This is a genomic window from Vibrio sp. SG41-7 (genome assembly GCF_014164465.1).
GTDB lineage: Bacteria > Pseudomonadota > Gammaproteobacteria > Enterobacterales > Vibrionaceae > Vibrio > Vibrio splendidus.
The window spans coordinates 1-16,046 of the sequence record NZ_JACJFF010000113.1; the positions used below are offsets into that span (position 1 = coordinate 1).

Annotated in this window: 13 protein-coding genes; 7 read left to right on the forward strand and 6 right to left on the reverse strand. The window is 43.8% G+C overall.

Translation table 11 applies throughout. From position 1 onward, the window contains the following. Window positions 1–68: 68 nt before the first annotated feature. Together H5300_RS21075 and H5300_RS21080 are read right to left on the reverse strand one after the other, a co-directional pair. Window positions 69–1,121, reverse strand: coding sequence for an aldo/keto reductase (locus H5300_RS21075; RefSeq protein ID WP_017081940.1), 1,053 nt, complete (start codon window positions 1,119–1,121; stop codon window positions 69–71). 350 nt (window positions 1,122–1,471) lie between these two features. Then, on the reverse strand, window positions 1,472–1,618 hold the full coding sequence (locus H5300_RS21080; RefSeq protein WP_181260196.1) for a hypothetical protein: 147 nt from the start codon (window positions 1,616–1,618) through the stop codon (window positions 1,472–1,474). Between the two features lie 348 nt (window positions 1,619–1,966). On the opposite strand from H5300_RS21080, the gene pepT reads away from it, so the two are divergent. From pepT to H5300_RS21095, 3 genes are all read left to right on the forward strand, one after another. Further along, window positions 1,967–3,199 (forward strand): peptidase T, encoded by a 1,233-nt coding sequence (pepT, locus tag H5300_RS21085; protein WP_182796788.1) that lies wholly within the window; start codon window positions 1,967–1,969, stop codon window positions 3,197–3,199. A 76-nt stretch (window positions 3,200–3,275) separates the two neighbouring features. Continuing rightward, complete coding sequence (locus H5300_RS21090) at window positions 3,276–3,743, forward strand: DM13 domain-containing protein (RefSeq protein WP_065608261.1); 468 nt, start codon at window positions 3,276–3,278, stop codon at window positions 3,741–3,743. A gap of 141 nt (window positions 3,744–3,884) precedes the next feature. Next, on the forward strand, window positions 3,885–4,727 hold the full coding sequence (locus H5300_RS21095) for a mechanosensitive ion channel family protein (protein WP_004731751.1): 843 nt from the start codon (window positions 3,885–3,887) through the stop codon (window positions 4,725–4,727). Window positions 4,728–4,857: 130 nt separating this feature from the next. Here the strand turns inward: H5300_RS21095 and H5300_RS21100 are convergent, their stop codons facing one another. Then, the gene (locus tag H5300_RS21100) at window positions 4,858–5,301 is read right to left on the reverse strand and encodes a dCMP deaminase family protein (protein ID WP_004731749.1); all 444 of its coding nucleotides are present in this window, start codon (window positions 5,299–5,301) and stop codon (window positions 4,858–4,860) included. Between the two features lie 259 nt (window positions 5,302–5,560). Here H5300_RS21100 and H5300_RS21105 point away from each other — a divergent pair, with 259 nt between their 5' ends. The 3 genes from H5300_RS21105 to H5300_RS21115 all read left to right on the forward strand — a co-directional run bounded on the left by H5300_RS21105 (window position 5,561) and on the right by H5300_RS21115 (window position 10,881). Then, on the forward strand, window positions 5,561–6,697 hold the full coding sequence (locus H5300_RS21105; RefSeq protein WP_029405039.1) for an efflux RND transporter periplasmic adaptor subunit: 1,137 nt from the start codon (window positions 5,561–5,563) through the stop codon (window positions 6,695–6,697). A gap of 11 nt (window positions 6,698–6,708) precedes the next feature. Next, entirely contained in the window at window positions 6,709–9,861 is a 3,153-nt protein-coding gene (locus H5300_RS21110) for an efflux RND transporter permease subunit (RefSeq protein ID WP_004731746.1), read from the forward strand. Between the two features lie 333 nt (window positions 9,862–10,194). After that, a complete protein-coding gene (locus H5300_RS21115; RefSeq protein WP_004731744.1) occupies window positions 10,195–10,881 on the forward strand; it encodes a MaoC family dehydratase in 687 nt (228 codons plus the stop codon). A gap of 236 nt (window positions 10,882–11,117) precedes the next feature. Here H5300_RS21115 and H5300_RS21120 read toward each other — a convergent pair whose 3' ends face one another. Continuing rightward, on the reverse strand, window positions 11,118–11,933 hold the full coding sequence (locus H5300_RS21120) for a phosphate ABC transporter substrate-binding protein (protein ID WP_017087313.1): 816 nt from the start codon (window positions 11,931–11,933) through the stop codon (window positions 11,118–11,120). Window positions 11,934–12,242: 309 nt separating this feature from the next. On the opposite strand from H5300_RS21120, the gene H5300_RS21125 reads away from it, so the two are divergent. Continuing rightward, the gene (locus H5300_RS21125) at window positions 12,243–12,605 is read left to right on the forward strand and encodes a DUF3024 domain-containing protein (protein WP_017077443.1); all 363 of its coding nucleotides are present in this window, start codon (window positions 12,243–12,245) and stop codon (window positions 12,603–12,605) included. A 155-nt stretch (window positions 12,606–12,760) separates the two neighbouring features. Here H5300_RS21125 and H5300_RS21130 read toward each other — a convergent pair whose 3' ends face one another. Together H5300_RS21130 and rnb are read right to left on the reverse strand one after the other, a co-directional pair. Beyond that, on the reverse strand, window positions 12,761–13,567 hold the full coding sequence (locus H5300_RS21130) for an AraC family transcriptional regulator (protein ID WP_182796789.1): 807 nt from the start codon (window positions 13,565–13,567) through the stop codon (window positions 12,761–12,763). Between the two features lie 203 nt (window positions 13,568–13,770). Next, window positions 13,771–15,777 (reverse strand): exoribonuclease II, encoded by a 2,007-nt coding sequence (gene rnb / locus H5300_RS21135; RefSeq protein ID WP_182796790.1) that lies wholly within the window; start codon window positions 15,775–15,777, stop codon window positions 13,771–13,773. Between the last annotated feature and the right edge of the window lie 269 nt (window positions 15,778–16,046).

Below are 16,046 nucleotides of genomic sequence, written 5' to 3' on the forward strand. Positions count from 1 at the left end.
CTCTTATGGGATTTACTTACCTAAGTTAAGTTAAGTTAAGTTAAGTTAAGTTAAGCTGAACTGACAGCTTAATATGGAACAGGGTAGCGCTTAAACACTGTGTTGATATCAGTGAGTATCTCTTCTGATAGAGGCTTGCTGAAAGCGGCTACGTTTTCTTTGAGCTGTTCCATCGTGGTCGCTCCAATGATGGATGAGGTAACACCATCGACTTGATTACACCATGCTAATGCAAGCTGGCTCGGCGTAAATCCATGAGTGTTCGCGACTTCTGCATATCCTTTTACCGCTTCATTGGCAGATTCGGTGTCGCGGAAAATGCCCTTACGCTGCATGTATGTCCAGCGGCTGCCTTCCGGTCTTGCGCCATCGATGTATTTTCCACTGAGCATTCCTCCAGATAACGGTGACCAAGGCAGGTAAGCGACGTCTTCATGCACACAGTTCTCAATCAGATACGGCCAGTCTTTTGCGTGCAGTAGGCTGAATTCATTCTGAATCGAGACCATGCGTGGCAAATCATGTTTTTCGCTCAGCTTGAGATAGGTGTTGATACCCCAAGTAGTGTCATCAGACAAACCAACATGACGGATTTTTCCTGCTTTAACGCAGCTCGCTAGGGCTTGAAGGATCTCCAACATTTCCCCTTCATGCTGCTTCCGGTCGATATCACTGAAGCGAATTTGATTTGGGAACTGTTTTCCAAAGTGAGGTGTATTTCGATTTGGCCAATGCAGTTGATATAGGTCGATATAATCAGTCTGTAGACGCTTTAATGACGCATCAACCGCTTCGATTACGGCTTCACCCGTTATAGGACCACCATCTCGAACCCAAGGGAGGCCTGGGCCTGCAATCTTACTCGCTATGATCAATTCTTGGCGGCGCTGCGGGTGGCGCGATAGCCAGTTACCAATAATCGCTTCTGTTTTGCCGTAGGTCTCTGGAGAAGGCGGAACCGCGTACATTTCTGCAGTATCGATGAAGTTAATACCTTGGCTTAGTGCGTATTCGATCTGTTGGTCGGCTTGCTGTTGTGTATTTTGCAGCCCCCAAGTCATGCTGCCAAGACAGATGCGGGAAACGGGAATTTGACTACTTCCTAGTTTTGAATATTCCATTGAATTCGGGATTCCTGTGGTTAAGTTCTCTGGTACTCGCATTAGAGTTTTTGAAAAGAGAGCGAGTGAGGAATGAAAACGAATATAAATTATTAGCACAAAATGACACGACAAGGTATGGCTGAGGGAAGTTTAATGAGTCATTTCTCAACGTAGCGAATGAGCTAGCCGCATAGTCGTGGAGCTATAGATATAAAGCAGGGGAGTCACAAAACGTGAATGGGTTTGACGCCTGAATAGGACATCATAGAAAGAGAGAAGAAGAGTCAAAGACAAAAGAGCTCTACATCATAGAGAAGTAGAGCTCTTTTATTAGGGGTTCTATAAATATGTTCTGAGTATTGATTAAGTTACGAGGTCGCGTTGGTGTCAAACCCACCTTGAGATTGCGCCTGTCTTAGAGCTTCCTGCCTTTGAACTTCTTTCTCAGGTAATGCTGGCTGAAGCGTTTCCTCAGAGGCTTGAGGAGATAAAATGAAATATTTATTAATCGTCATAACTGTGTCTCCGTGTAACGTATGACAGATTCTGCATCAAGGATAAAGGGTGATCATCATCCACTTTGTACTTTTTATAGGCTGAGAGTGGAGGGCGTAGAATGCGTACAAAGCGATCTCTTATCATCCGTATGCAATGTTGAACTGACGAAACCCTCTGATTTCAAGTATAGGAAGCTCGTCTAATTTCGCACAATAATGATGTAGAGCAATTACATAGATGGTCAGGGGCGTAAGATGAAAAACCTCGCTACTGACTCTGTGTTCGTTTTTATTTAACGATGCATCGCTTATCGACATAATAATTAGGTCAGTAAATCAATTACTTAATCCATGGTGAGATGAATTATGGAAAAGCTTGTAGAACGTTTTCTGAATTACGTTACTTTTGATACTAAATCCGATCCTTCTAATCAGCAGTGCCCAAGTTCACCGGGTCAAATAACATTTGCTGAAGCCTTAAAATCAGAATTGATCGCATTAGAGTTAGCTGATGTCTCTTTAGATGAAAATGGCTATTTGATGGCGAAACTGCCGTCGAATGTCGATTACGATGTGCCTGCTATTGGCTTTGTGGCGCATATGGATACCGCTCCTGATGCTTCCGGTGCAAACGTGAAACCACAGCTGATTAAAGATTATCAAGGTGGAACGATAGAATTAGGTGCAAGCGGTGAATGCCTGAATCCAAGCCAATACCCAGATCTTGATGCCTTGCATGGCCATGACCTCATCACTACTGATGGCACGACTCTGCTTGGGGCTGATAATAAGGCGGGCATCGCTGAAATCATCAGTGCAATTGCTTACCTCAAAGCGAATCCAGAGATCAAACACGGCGATATTTGTATTGGCTTCACGCCAGACGAAGAGATCGGCCGTGGTGCTAACTTGTTTGATGTTAAGAAGTTTGGTGCCGAATGGGCGTATACCATTGATGGTGGCCCGGTAGGGGAGTTGGAATTTGAGAACTTTAATGCCACGAGCGCCGATGTTATCTGTCATGGCGTGAACGTTCATCCGGGTACCGCAAAAGGCAAAATGGTCAACGCGATGAATATCGCGGCGCAATTCCAATTGATGATGCCAACGCAAGAAACACCAGAGTGCACAGAAGGTTATGAAGGTTTCTACCACCTGAAGTCAGCTGAAATGGGTGTAGCTCGCTCTGAACTGGGTTATATCATCCGTGATTTTGAACGTGAGGGTGTAGAAGCGCGTAAGGCATTCATGCAACAGAAAGTGGATGAGCTGAATGAGTGTCTTGAGAAAGGCCGTGTTGAGCTGGTGCTAACCGATAGCTACTTCAATATGAAAGAGATGGTTGAACCGCATCAACATATTATTGAATTAGCGAAGCAAGCGATGATCGAGTGCGATGTTGAGCCAATGATCAAACCGATCCGAGGTGGTACAGACGGCGCTCGCTTATCTTTCATGGGGCTACCATGTCCGAATATCTTCACTGGCGGCTATAACTTCCACGGTATTCATGAGTTCATTACCATTCAAGGCATGGAGCAAGCGGTAAAAGTGATTGTCGAATTGTCTCAGCGTACGGCGACTCATTACCAAAAATAGGATATCAAAGCGTTATATCTCTTTGTATTTTTAAGAGTATTCAATAATACTCTCTTTAAGCATAAGGGAGTACGCGATGAAAAAGTTAGTTTTACTTTGCACCCACTTAGCCGTGGGTGCTTTTGGTTTTGGGCTTGGTATCTATGCACTACCTATCTTGATTGAGCCTGATTCTCCTTCCTCAAGTTCTGTTGAAGCGATCAGTCAGCAGGCTATCTACACAGGCGAGTTCACTAAAGACCGACAAGACAGTGACTTTTTGCATTGGGGAGAAGGCATCGTTTCTGTTTCTGAAAGTGCGATAGCTTTTGAAGGTGAACTGGCACCGGGACCGGATTATAAAGTTTACCTATCACCTAAGTTTATTGAAACCGAACAGGCATTCAATGACAGCAAGAGCGAGTTACTAAGAGTCGGAGATGTGAAAACATTCGACCGATTTATGGTTGAGCTGCCTGAAGGTATTGATCTTAATCGATTTAATACGGTTGTGATTTGGTGTGAAACTTTTGGTCAATTTATTACTTCTGCCAAGATAAAATGATAGCCTTACCTAAGCTGAATTAATCATGAAAAGGAGCGCTCTATTTTGAGCGCTTTTTTATAATGCGTTTTTTGGGTTGAGTCAGTCGCTGTAAAGCTCGTCGTTATAAAGCTTAATTGTTGTAATACAAAGGAATACGTAATGGAAAAGTTGTGGCAAGTGATCGATTTCTTACTCGCTAATAAGTTTATTTTTAGTGTGCTGATCATCTGCATTATATTAATTATCCGACGAATCACTCTGTCTCGAATCCGTGGTGATGTCGCTTTTCTCAGTGAAGATCAACGTAACTGGATGTCACGTACCAAGAACGGTACGTTTGCCATTATTATGGTCACTTTATTTGTGCTGTGGAAATCTGAAATCAGCGAGTTTGCGCTGTCAGTAACGGCCATTGCTGTTGCTATAGTCGTCGCATCTAAAGAGATCATTTTGTGTTTCACCGGTTCTATTCAGCGTGCGAGTTCTCGTTCATTTAGAATCGGTGACTGGATCGAAGTGGGTAAAATCAGCGGTGAGGTGATTGAGCACAACTTGATGGCGACTGTGATTCAGGAAATCGACCTATATCACGGGCAATACCATTTCACAGGTAAGACCGCTACGCTGCCCAATAGCATGTTCTTCACCTACCCGGTCAAGAACCTTAATTTCATGAAGCGCTACGTTTATCATAACTTTTTTGTGACGGTGAAAGACTTTGTAAACCTATACCCTATGGTGCCGGGTCTTATTGTGAAAATTGAAGAGCACTGTGAAGAGTTTATCGATGTTGCGCGCCGTTATAACGGTGTGATCGAAAAACACGCTGGCGTTGACCTTCCGGGATCTGAGCCTCATATCCATATCACGAGCAGTTCGACGGGTGAGCAAGAAGTGCACTTTATGATCTTCTGTCCGACCGAAAAAGCGATTCATCTTGAGCAAGATATTCGTAAAGACTTTATGGAAGCGTACGCAGAGGCCTTTCCAACTAGCGTTTGACCCCAATTAACTAACGCTTTAAGTTGTTTACGTATTTCATGTTTGAAACGTAAGGCACTGAAAGTAAAAGAAAGCCGAGAGCGATAAGATCGACTCTCGGCTTTTCTATATCTGAAATTCAGCTTCGATATCAGTCTAGATCAGCGAGTGGTAACCAGTCTACTTCCACACCTGCTTGCTCAAACATATCTTGGCTTATCTTGATCTTATCTCCCCAACGAGAAAGGAAGTCTTCACTTTGCTCTGGGCAATGGACCGCTGAAATCCCAGTTTGGATGATTTTTGCTGCACAGTTCGGACAAGGGAAGTGGGTCACCCAAACTTCACAACTGTCTAAATCACGTTTAGCAAACAAGATTGCATTTTCTTCAGCGTGAAGCGTCTTGAGGTACTTCATTTCCCTGTCATCAGTATCCGCACTATCAGACACGCCATGTGGGTAGCCATTAAAACCAACGGAAACAATACGGTTGTGCTTAGTGATTACGGCGCCGACTTGAGTTGAAGGATCTTTACTCCAAGAACCGACCAATTCCGCCATTTGATAGAAACGCTTAGCCCATTTTGAAATCATGAGAATTCCTTAACAATTAAATGTGAATGCTTATCTGTCTGACCATACATTATGTTAGACAATATCCATAGAGAACAAAAGCTGAGAGGTTGATTTACTTAGGAATTGTAACGTGTTTGTAAACACTTTATAAGCACTTGGTTTCAATTAACATATTGATACACTTTGGCTAGTTATAATTGATATTCCTCGGACAATGGTGACGAGTGTGTTACGTAAATTTTATGCTGTTCAAATACTAATAAGTGACGGTATAACCATGCGTAAAAAGTTGATCCTTACGGCTCTTGCAAGCTCTCTTATTCTTGCTGGGTGTGGGCAAGATGCTCAAAATGCCAAGCAAGCGCCTCTACCTCTCGTAGCTGTACAGGATGTTAGCGTTGTTTCTCACCAGCAAAGTAAGTCGTACATCGGTCGTATTGAAGCCGTTGAAGACACGGCTATCACCGCGCAGGTTTCAGGCTATCTACAAAGCCGTCATTTCAATGAAGGCCAAATGGTCGAAAAAGGCCAATTGCTTTACTCAATCGAGCCATCTTCGTTTGAAGCTGAAGTCGCAAGTGCAAAAGCCTCTGTTGCTCAAGCGAATGCGAACCTTAAAAAAGCCGAACTTGATTTTAACCGTGGTAAGAATCTACTTCCTAAAGGCAGTATTTCTCAATCGGAATTCGATGCATTGACGGCAAACTTATTAGGTTCACAAGCGCAACTTGAAGCTAGCCATGCTCAGTTAAACGCAGCCAATGTTCAGCTTTCTCATACCCAAATTACCGCCCCTTTTTCTGGAAGAATCAGCGACACCAAAGTGAGTACTGGTGATCTGGTTTCGCCGTCTTCAGGTGTATTAACTACCTTGGTTAGCTTAGACCCAATTCATGCGTCGTTCAGCATCAGTGAGCGTGAGCGTATTGAGTTAGGGATGGATCGCATTGAAGGCGACGGCAGCAGCGACTCTGCGGGTGTTGAAGTTCAGATCATACTTGAGAATGGTGAAGCGTTTGAACACCTAGGTCAGCTTGATTTCTTGGGCAATCGTATCAACCTCAATACAGGCACAATCGCGATGCGTGCGATTGCCGATAACCCGAATCAGCAACTACTTCCGGGTCAACATGTGCGCGTTGATCTGCGTGAAAAACAATCTATTGATGTTGTGACTATTCCGCGACGTGCAGTTCAAACCGACCTAGAAGGTGACTTTGTAATGGTACTGGTTGAAGGCGAAGCTGCACCAGTCGCTGAGCGTAGAAATATTGAGATGGGTCGACAAGTTGAAGGTGGGGTGATTGTTCAATCTGGATTAGAGAAAGACGATGCGGTGATCACTCAAGGCCTACAGCGTGTACGTAATGGTATGTCCGTTCGTATTCAAGCTTCTGCTGAACAAGCTGAGTAAGGGGGCTATTTATGTTAAGTCGTTTCTTTATTCAAAGGCCTAAGTTTGCCCTTGTCATATCCATAATATTAACGCTGGCGGGTGCGATCTCTCTCGCTATCTTACCAGTGGCCGAATATCCCAAAATTAGCCCACCATCGGTCAGTGTATCGGCATTCTACACGGGTGCCAGTGCTGAAGTGGTGGAACAGGCGATAGCCGACCCCATAGAGACGTCGGTGAATGGCGTAGAAGATATGATCTACATGTCTTCTAAAAGTGCTAACGACGGTTCATACAACCTAAATGTGACCTTTGATGTCGGTACTGATGCTGATATGGCTCAGGTCAACGTTCAGAACCGAGTCGCCCAAATCGAATCGAAGCTTCCACAAGAAGTTAGAATGGTTGGCGTAACGGTTAAGAAACGTTCACCTGACCTTTTGATGGTATTGAACTTCTACTCTCCAAACGGTGAGTATGATGACCAGTTCCTGATCAACTACGTAAACTTAAACATTAAAGACCAACTGGCACGTGTGTCGGGTATTAGTGAAGTGAACGTGTTGGGCGGCGGTGAGTATTCGATGCGTGTTTGGTTAGACCCTGAGAAAATGGCTAACCTGAACTTAACAACATCTGATGTGTATGGCGCATTGGCTGAACAAAATGTTCAAGTCGCTGCCGGTCGTATTGGTGCTGCACCATACGCCAATCCACAAGAAGTACAGTTCAACTTGGTGACAAAAGGCCGCTTAGAAACGGCTGATGAGTTTGAAAATGTTGTACTTCGCGCAAATCAAGATGGTTCAACCGTTTACTTAAAAGACATTGCACGCGTTGAGTTAGGTAAAAAATTCTACGATGGCAATGGTAAATACCGAGGACAAGATGCTTCAATCGTAACGCTGTCACTTCAGTCAGACGCAAACGCGTTGGAAAGTGGTAAAGCGGTCATGGCGATGCTGGACAATCTAAGTACTAACTTCCCTGAAGGTGTTGCTTACGAGGCGAGTTATGACACCACAGTCTTTGTTGCAGAGTCGATTAAGGGCGTAGTGAAAACGCTGATCGAAGCTATCTTGCTGGTTATCGCGGTTACTTATCTGTTCTTGGGTAGTGCGCGTGCAACCTTGATTCCTGTGGTTGCGATTCCGGTGTCGTTGATTGGTACCTTTGCCGTCATGCAGATGACAGGATTTACCATCAACACGGTAACCCTGTTTGGTTTGATATTGGCGATTGGTATCGTGGTAGATGATGCGATCTTGGTTATCGAAAACGTCGATACGACGATGGCCAAAGACCCAACTATTTCACCGCGTAAAGCAACACTGATCGCGATGAAAGAAGTAACGGGCCCTATCGTTACATCAACACTGGTACTTCTTGCCGTGTTTATCCCTGTGGCGATGTTGCCGGGTATTACTGGCATCATGTATCGTCAGTTTGCTCTGACTATTTGTATTGCGGTTGTTATCTCTTCTATTAATGCTCTAACGCTGTCACCAGCATTGTGTTCACTGGTTCTTAAGCAGGGTGGTGGCAACACAGCTCGTTGGTACCAAGCGTTCAACCGTGGCTTAGAGTCTGTTACTAACAAATACGGTCAAATTGCAGGCTTCCTTGTGAAAAAGGGTGTACTACTGTTTACCTTCTTTGTTGTGGCACTAGCGGCGGTAACTTATTTCGCGAAAACCACGTCTACGGCATTTGTACCTCAAGAAGATAAAGGTATTTTGCTGGTTAACGTGCAGCTTCCTGACGCGGCATCACTGTCTCGTACAGAAGATGTGACTGAGCAGTTGCTAGAGATGGTTGAGCAAGAGCCGGGTGTTGATGGTGTGACACTGGTAAACGGCTACGCATTCATGACAGGCGCTTCTGCTTCGAATGGCGCGTCGTTATTTATCAAACTGCATGATTGGGATATGCGTAACGCACTAGATGGTCAACATTCCGCACAAGCTATCTCACAACGTATTAATGGTCGAGCGGCCACGGAACTGCCTCAAGCTATTGTGTTTGCAATGGGACCTCCAGCAGTTCCGGGTATGGGTGCTGCTTCTGGTTTCGAATTTGTTCTAGAAGATACATTAGGTCGTAGTCGTACTGATCTGGCGATGGTAATGAATGACGTGATTGCTGAGGCGAACAAACAGCCTGAGATTTCACATACGTTCAGTACTTTCCGTGCCAACGTTCCTCACTACTATGTCGATATCGACCGTGAGAAAGCACAACAGTTAGGTATTCCGTTGTCGGAAATATTCCAAACTCTGCAAGGTAATCTTGGTTCACTGTACGTGAACGATTTCACCATGTTTGGTAAGAACTTCCGCGTGACCATGCAAGCTGATAGTGAACACCGTAGCAGCATGGATGATCTCCAACGATTCCACGTGCGCTCGTCTAATGGCGAGATGATCCCGCTCAGTACATTGGTGACTTACGACCAGATCTTCGAACCAGATGTCGCATGGCGTTACAACATGTACCGCAGTGCCGTGATTCAAGGCCAACCAGCGCCGGGTTACTCAAGTGGTGATGCGATTGCTGCAATGGAACGTGTAGCCGCTGAAGTCTTACCTCAGGGTTATCAGTACGAATGGACAGGCATGGCCTACCAAGAAGTATTGGCAGGCAACCAAGCGATCTTTGCTTTTGCACTGGCTCTGATCTTCATCTACCTGTTTATGGTGGCTCAATACGAGAGTTGGACAATACCGATAGCGATTATCTTAGTGGTACCGGTTGCAACCTTAGGCTCCTTCTTAGCGTTGAATCTAACAGGCACACCGTTGAACCTCTATGCGCAAATTGGTTTGGTTCTCTTGATAGCCTTGGCCGCGAAGAACGCAATCTTGATTGTAGAGTTCGCAAAAGTGGAGCGTGAAGAGAAAGACGCATCAATTGAAGATGCGGCAGTGAAGGGCGGTACGCTGCGTTTCCGTGCTGTGAACATGACCTCTTGGTCGTTCATCTTAGGTATTTTCCCGCTTATCTTTGCAGCGGGTGCAGGTCACGTGAGCCAGAACTCGTTGGGTATTTCACTGATCGGCGGTCTGCTATGTGTGTTGTTAGCAGGTACGTTCCTAATCCCAGGCTTCTATGCATTCGTGCAACGTAAGCGTGAGAAAGCACACGGTGGCACGACTAAGTTGATTCCACTTGATGACGAATAGGAGACTTAACTCCGATAAGATTAACGCCTTGCAAGGCTAATCCCTTGCAGGATTAAATCCTTGTAAAAACTAAGGCTTAGCATTACGCTAAGCCTTTTTTATTCCGCTTGTGAATAAAAACGCTATTTATATAATCAAATGTTCGTTTTGTGATGGAGCTAACACTCTAATTTAGGTTTTGTAATAAAATGATGTTTTATTATTAAGTGTCTGTTTAATATGGAAATAACAGTGTTCAGCTAACGAGTGTATGCTCGAAAACATTTGCACAATAGTGTGAAGTGTTTCAAAATTACCTAGTTATATTGAAATTTTTTGTGCATTGAGGTTCTTATGAAAGTCATTGATTTATTTAAACACCGAGGCGATAGCGTGTCTTCGCAACACTCAGAGTTTATGCAATGGATGTCTCCAGCTCTTAGAGATTACTGGGGTGACTTTCTGAATCGTACGCAAAATAGCCATTTCTTTGCTTGGGTTCGTGATCACCACAAACCTGCTGTAAATGAAGATGCACCAGAGATGCCAATAGAACAGCCGCTCGTATTAACGCGAGAAGCACAGCTTGTATTTGATGAGCTTAATCAGCAGATCGGTGAAGTTATTCATACTGGCGACTGGATCAATGTTAGTCAAGACCGTATCAACCAGTTCGGCCTTGTTACTGAAGATATGCAATGGATCCATACTGAACCTTCTAAGGCTGAAACAGATTCTCCGTTCAAAACAACCATCGCACATGGTTTTTTGACTTTGTCTCTGCTTCCTAGACTGACTGACAGTGTTGATCCTGATAAGTCTCAATTCCCAACAGCGAAGATGGTTGTAAACATTGGTCTTAACCAAGTTCGTTTCCCATATCCTGTAAAATCGGGCAGTAACGTTCGTGCTAAAAGTACGCTAACAAAAGTAACGCCAATTAAGAAAGGCCTAGAGATTGAACGCGAAATTCGCGTAGAAATCGAAGGTATCCGTCGTCCTGGTGCTGTGATTGTTTCGGTAATCCAACTTCACTTCTAGAGCTTTTTTTGTAAGTGGAACTGCTTTTAAGCGAAGATTATAGATTCAAAAAAAGAGAGAGCTTAAGGCTCTCTCTTTTTGTTTGTGTCGTATCAAATCGACATCTCTAGCGTTGGTAACAACATCACGAAAAGCCTTTGCTGACTTAATGTGTATGTCGCTATTTAGTACGTGTGTAACTACTTAATGCGTGTTTTGCTAATTAATACGCGGTTAGTTAGTTTAGACGCAGTAAGCTACTTAATACGCGTGTAGCCGTACTCTTCGATAAGATCTTGCCCTTGCTTTGACTTCACGAACTTGATGAAATCTTTGCTCTCGTCAGAAACTGATTCAGTTTTGTGTAGCAACAAGAATGGGCGAGCCAATTCATAGCTGTGGTTAGCAATGTTCTTAGATGTTGGCTCTACGCCTTCAAATGTAATGGCTTTAATCGAACGGTCGATCGAACCTACAGAGATAAATCCAATCGCGTGTGGGTTATGGTTAACAATCGTTTTAACCATGCTGTTGCTGTTTACAACCAAGTTATTTGGGTTGATGTCAGAAACCAGACGGTCATTAATGATTTTCGTTAAACCAAGCAAGCTTTCGAAGCTGTAGCGTGAACCAGAAGACGCTTCACGAGTTACAACTGCGATAGGCTGATCCGCACCACCCACGGCTTTCCAGTTCGTAATTTTGCCTTTGTAGATATCAAATAGCTGCTCACGTGTAACGTTGCTTACAGCGTTTGAGCGGTTAGTTACGACAGCTAGGCCGTCAAAGGCAATTGGAAACACCTTCAACTTCTCGTCCTGTTCGCGGTCGGTTAAATAACGCGAGCTCATACCGATATCAGAGACACCTTTGTTAACCATGGTAATACCCGCTGTAGAACCGATGCCCTGAACCGCAATATAGTTATCAGGGTGAGTCTTGTTGTACTCCTCAGCTAATACATCCATCACTCGTGATACTGAAGTGGAGCCCGAAATAGTGGTTTCTTGTGCTAAAGCAGCTTGAGAAGACAGGGCTAAGGATAAAAGAGAGGCAAGCGCGACTCGTAACATAAACAACTCCTAGTTAATAACATTTGTTGGCTATGATTGGTCGGTTATATGACACTTTTGTGAAATTCTATACGGATACGTTATAGCAGTTAATCTGGTGAGTGAAAGACAGTGTGGCTGCCAAAATGGCACTGGTTAATGAAATTTAGACGGCTTTACCCTTTTAGAATGTGTTTACTGAAGAAGGATTCGTTTCTGGGAGCAGGGCGGGTATTTTGTTTGCACTTGTTCGCTAAAATGATCGTTGAGTCCTAAGCTAAGTAGAGGAATTCACTACTTAGAAGTTTCTATGAAGTTACAAGAGGTGTTATGTCCGTTATTCATATAGAACTGAATCGTCTTTTAATTGGAGCTGAGAGGCTCTGTACTTCACGAAATCGTAGTTTACCTGTAGAGCTAGGCAAATCCCTTTATGAAGAGTGTGAGGGTGGTGTGCTGTTTTCTCAGGCGCATTATCTACTCGACTCATCTCATAGTGATTATACCAACGAGATCGCCTGCGTTACCTTTGATGAGTCGTTATCTTGCTGGGTGGTGATGGTGCCACTTGAAGATAATGCGGAAACCGACTCTGTCAATTGGGGACCTTACCCTTACCTTCCTCAATCCAAGGATCTTGATGCTATTTTGGCTGAAATAGAAAAAGACCCTAAATCCTACTTCTGGTCGTGACCATTTTACTTAGGCGTTCGCTGGTGGTTTGATACCAAAAACGAACGACCTTCGTAAATTCCCACCAACACATTTCAGATTTTTACTTTTACCTGCACCTGCACTTTCTAAGACTGTTCAACCAATAAGACAGTGCAGCCAATAATATTGTGCAACTAATAAGACTGTGCAACCAAAGAGCGGAAGTCTTTTGGAGTCTTGCCATGATAGGTTTTAAAGGCTGTACTGAAGTGTGCCGCGCTTTTAAATCCAGATTCATAAGCGATTTGAGTAATAGATTTATTCGATGTTCTGAGCTGTGTCGCTGCGTGGGCGATTCGCTTTATCTTTAATAGATTTGAAAAGGAAAGGTCTTCGGCCGATAAACGGCGTTTAAGTGTGGCTGGTGACATCCCCATATAGCTGGCTAGGGTATCGAGTGAGATATTATTCTCAATGTTCTGTTCAATATAATGAATGACCTTTTGCGTCACGGTTAACCTTGACGCTCGGGCAATAATAACTAGTAGAGCAGGGTGCTGCTCGATCATTAGAGAGAGCAAACCTAAACCTAATTGAGTGAGTGCGTAGTCATTCTGAGTCGATGAATGAACGAGCGACATGATGAGTTCTTTCAATTGGCAGATTTCGGTATCAGTTTGATTAAACTTAATGTATTTATCTGGGACTCGAGTGGGTTCTAGGTCGCTAAACTGATTAATGAATTTCTGAAAAATAGCTAAATCAAAATCTACACAGGTTGCGCTGAATTCGCCATTCTCAGTGTCAACGGTGATGTCTTTAATCTGACCAGAATTGTAAAGAGTAAAATCTCCGGCTTGCAATGAGGCTTCAGTCCCATCAGGTAGCACGAAAGAAATACTGCCTTTAGAAACGATGAAAATACCGTTTTTAGAGGCGGGGTAACGTTCCCGTTTCCTGGGAATGAAATTTCTGAATTGAGTAACTGTGATTGATGACATAGTGCGCTTCTTTGACGTTGTAAACTGATTGCTTATTGATTATTTTTTTTAAGTATTGTTTAAGCATGAGACATTTACAAAAAAGGCGCTAATAATTAGCGCCTTTAGAAGTGAACCTTTGAAGCTTTTGACCTTGAAAGCTCTAACCTTGTAAGCTTTGACCTTGAAAGCCGTAACCTTGAAAGCCGTAACCGTTAAAGCTCTTAAGCTTCGGTTTCGTTTGTCGTTTCAGGCTCGCTAGGCAAGTCCGCAAATACTTGAGTAGGTTTTGCTACTAAGTTACGGTTTTCCTGATTAACTTCGAAGAGAACTACTTCTAAAACGTCTCCCAGTTTGTATACCATTTCTTTATCGATAGATACAGTACCCATATCACCGTTGCACTCTATTCTCTCTTTATTATCAATAATGAGAGAACCAGGGATAAATGCAGCTGCACCATTCTCAAGTAGACGCACACGCATACCAGCACGGTTAATGTCGAAGATCTCTGCTTGGAAGCGAGTCTCTTCTACAGGAGCGTTTGCTAGAGTACGAGCGTACAACCAATCGCCAACATTGCGCTCAGCCATACCGTGGTGACGGCGGTGCAGGGCAAGTTCATCACCAATCGTTTCATCTGGCGTTTGAATTGGCGCTTTACCTAAGATGTGTGCTTTAAGCATACGGTGGTTAATCATGTCACCGTATTTACGAATTGGAGAAGTCCACGTCGCGTAAATGTCTAAACCCATCGCGTAGTGTGGCGCAGGTTCATTGCTGATCTCGCTGTACGCTTGGAATTTACGAATACGGTTGTCGTAGTAGCTGTTGTCTAAAGAGCCTAACCAACGGCGCAGAGTTGCGAAGCCTTCTAGAGAAACGATCTGCTCTTCTGTAAATGGTGTTTCAGCTTCTGGATTAACCAGTTCTAGAACGTCTGCTACTTTCTCAGCTTTAAAACCAGAGTGACAGTTAAAGACACCTTGGTTAAAGCTTTCTTTTAATACTCGACCTGCACAGATGTTCGCGCTGATCATAGACTCTTCAACCAACTTGTTTGCAGTGCGACGCATGTCTGCGTGGATAGCGACAACATCGTTATCTTCGCTAAGCTCAAAGCGGTAGTCAGGGCGATCTGGGAATACAACAGCGTTTGTTGAGCGCCATGCTGAACGTGCTTGTGCAAATTGGTGAAGGTCAGAAACAATCGCAGCGATCTCTTCTGACGGTTGCCACTTCTCAGATGCGCCAGTTTCTAGCCAATCAGATACATTGTCGTAAGCAAGACGAGCGTGAGATTTGATATTGGCAGCGAAGAAGTTAATGTCATCACCGATAACACCCTCTTTAGATACTGTCACTGTGCAGCAAAGTGCCGGGCGAACTTCGTTTTCTATTAGTGAGCATAAGTTATCAGCGAGATCACGAGGTAACATAGGAATGTTACGGCCAGGCAGGTAAATAGTGAAACCGCGCTCACGAGCCACTTTATCCATCGCATCATCTGGAGAGATGTAAGCGGTAGGATCAGCAATCGCAATAGTTAGCTCAAAATCACCGTTCTCTTTCTTCTTAGCGTAAAGCGCATCGTCCATATCTTTTGTGCTTTCGCCATCGATAGTCACAAAAGGGACGTGAGTCATGTCGATACGTTCAAGATCAGCATCGTCTTTGATCTGCCAGTCGTCGATGCCTTCAGGTTCGCTGTTTGGTAGGTCGTTTTGTGCAAGCGTTACCCACCAAGGTGCGATCTTGTCGTCAGCATCTGTGATTTTTTCAGATATTTGAGCCAAGAATCCGTTGTCACCTTTTAACGGGTGTTGAATGATATGAGCAACAACCCAGTCGCCTTCTTTTAGCGTTTCAGGGTTTAGCCCCTTTTTTGCTTTCGCTTTAAGTTGCAGCTTTTTCAGTTGTGGGTGATCTGGAACAACGTTCAAACGACCTTTAAACAACTTCACTCGTGCAATAAAACGAGTAAGGCCTTGTTCAATCAATTCCTCAGGCTCTGCTACTTCGCGATCTTTCTCGGTGCGAATGATGGCAATTACCTTGTCACCGTGTACACATTTCTTCATGTATGGAGGTGGAATGAAGAAGCTGGTCTTGTTATCGACTTCGAGAAAACCAAACCCTTTTTCAGTGGCTTTGATTGTACCTTCCTTTTTAGGGAGGGTTTCTTGGATTTGCTGTTTGAGTTGAGCGAGTAGAGGATTATCTTGAAACATTTTGACTTTTATCTATCGAGGACAATTGAGCACACTATAATCATTGCGAGGCTTGATTACTACTTAAAGGCGAAGTGAGCGTTAATTAATTGCCCTCTTATTTAACTAGGTCAATTTGCTAGGAGATGGGTGCTGTGACGAGATATTCATCAAGTTTTGACGATATGATAACCAGTATTGATGTAAAAGCGAAAAATATGTGATGTATTTCAATTTTTTCTGGATTTTTTTATGCATTTAGGGAATAATCCGCCTCCCTTAGACGTCCC

Coding starts and splice junctions, on each gene's coding strand:
- H5300_RS21080 (WP_181260196.1), bottom strand. CDS start 1,618: ATGACGATTAATAAATATTTCATTTTATCTCCTCAAGCCTCTGAGGAA.
- H5300_RS21090 (WP_065608261.1), top strand. CDS start 3,276: ATGAAAAAGTTAGTTTTACTTTGCACCCACTTAGCCGTGGGTGCTTTT.
- H5300_RS21095 (WP_004731751.1), top strand. CDS start 3,885: ATGGAAAAGTTGTGGCAAGTGATCGATTTCTTACTCGCTAATAAGTTT.
- H5300_RS21100 (WP_004731749.1), bottom strand. CDS start 5,301: ATGATTTCAAAATGGGCTAAGCGTTTCTATCAAATGGCGGAATTGGTC.
- H5300_RS21110 (WP_004731746.1), top strand. CDS start 6,709: ATGTTAAGTCGTTTCTTTATTCAAAGGCCTAAGTTTGCCCTTGTCATA.
- H5300_RS21120 (WP_017087313.1), bottom strand. CDS start 11,933: ATGTTACGAGTCGCGCTTGCCTCTCTTTTATCCTTAGCCCTGTCTTCT.
- H5300_RS21075 (WP_017081940.1), bottom strand. CDS start 1,121: ATGGAATATTCAAAACTAGGAAGTAGTCAAATTCCCGTTTCCCGCATC.
- pepT (WP_182796788.1), top strand. CDS start 1,967: ATGGAAAAGCTTGTAGAACGTTTTCTGAATTACGTTACTTTTGATACT.
- H5300_RS21105 (WP_029405039.1), top strand. CDS start 5,561: ATGCGTAAAAAGTTGATCCTTACGGCTCTTGCAAGCTCTCTTATTCTT.
- H5300_RS21130 (WP_182796789.1), bottom strand. CDS start 13,567: ATGTCATCAATCACAGTTACTCAATTCAGAAATTTCATTCCCAGGAAA.
- H5300_RS21125 (WP_017077443.1), top strand. CDS start 12,243: ATGTCCGTTATTCATATAGAACTGAATCGTCTTTTAATTGGAGCTGAG.
- H5300_RS21115 (WP_004731744.1), top strand. CDS start 10,195: ATGAAAGTCATTGATTTATTTAAACACCGAGGCGATAGCGTGTCTTCG.
- rnb (WP_182796790.1), bottom strand. CDS start 15,777: ATGTTTCAAGATAATCCTCTACTCGCTCAACTCAAACAGCAAATCCAA.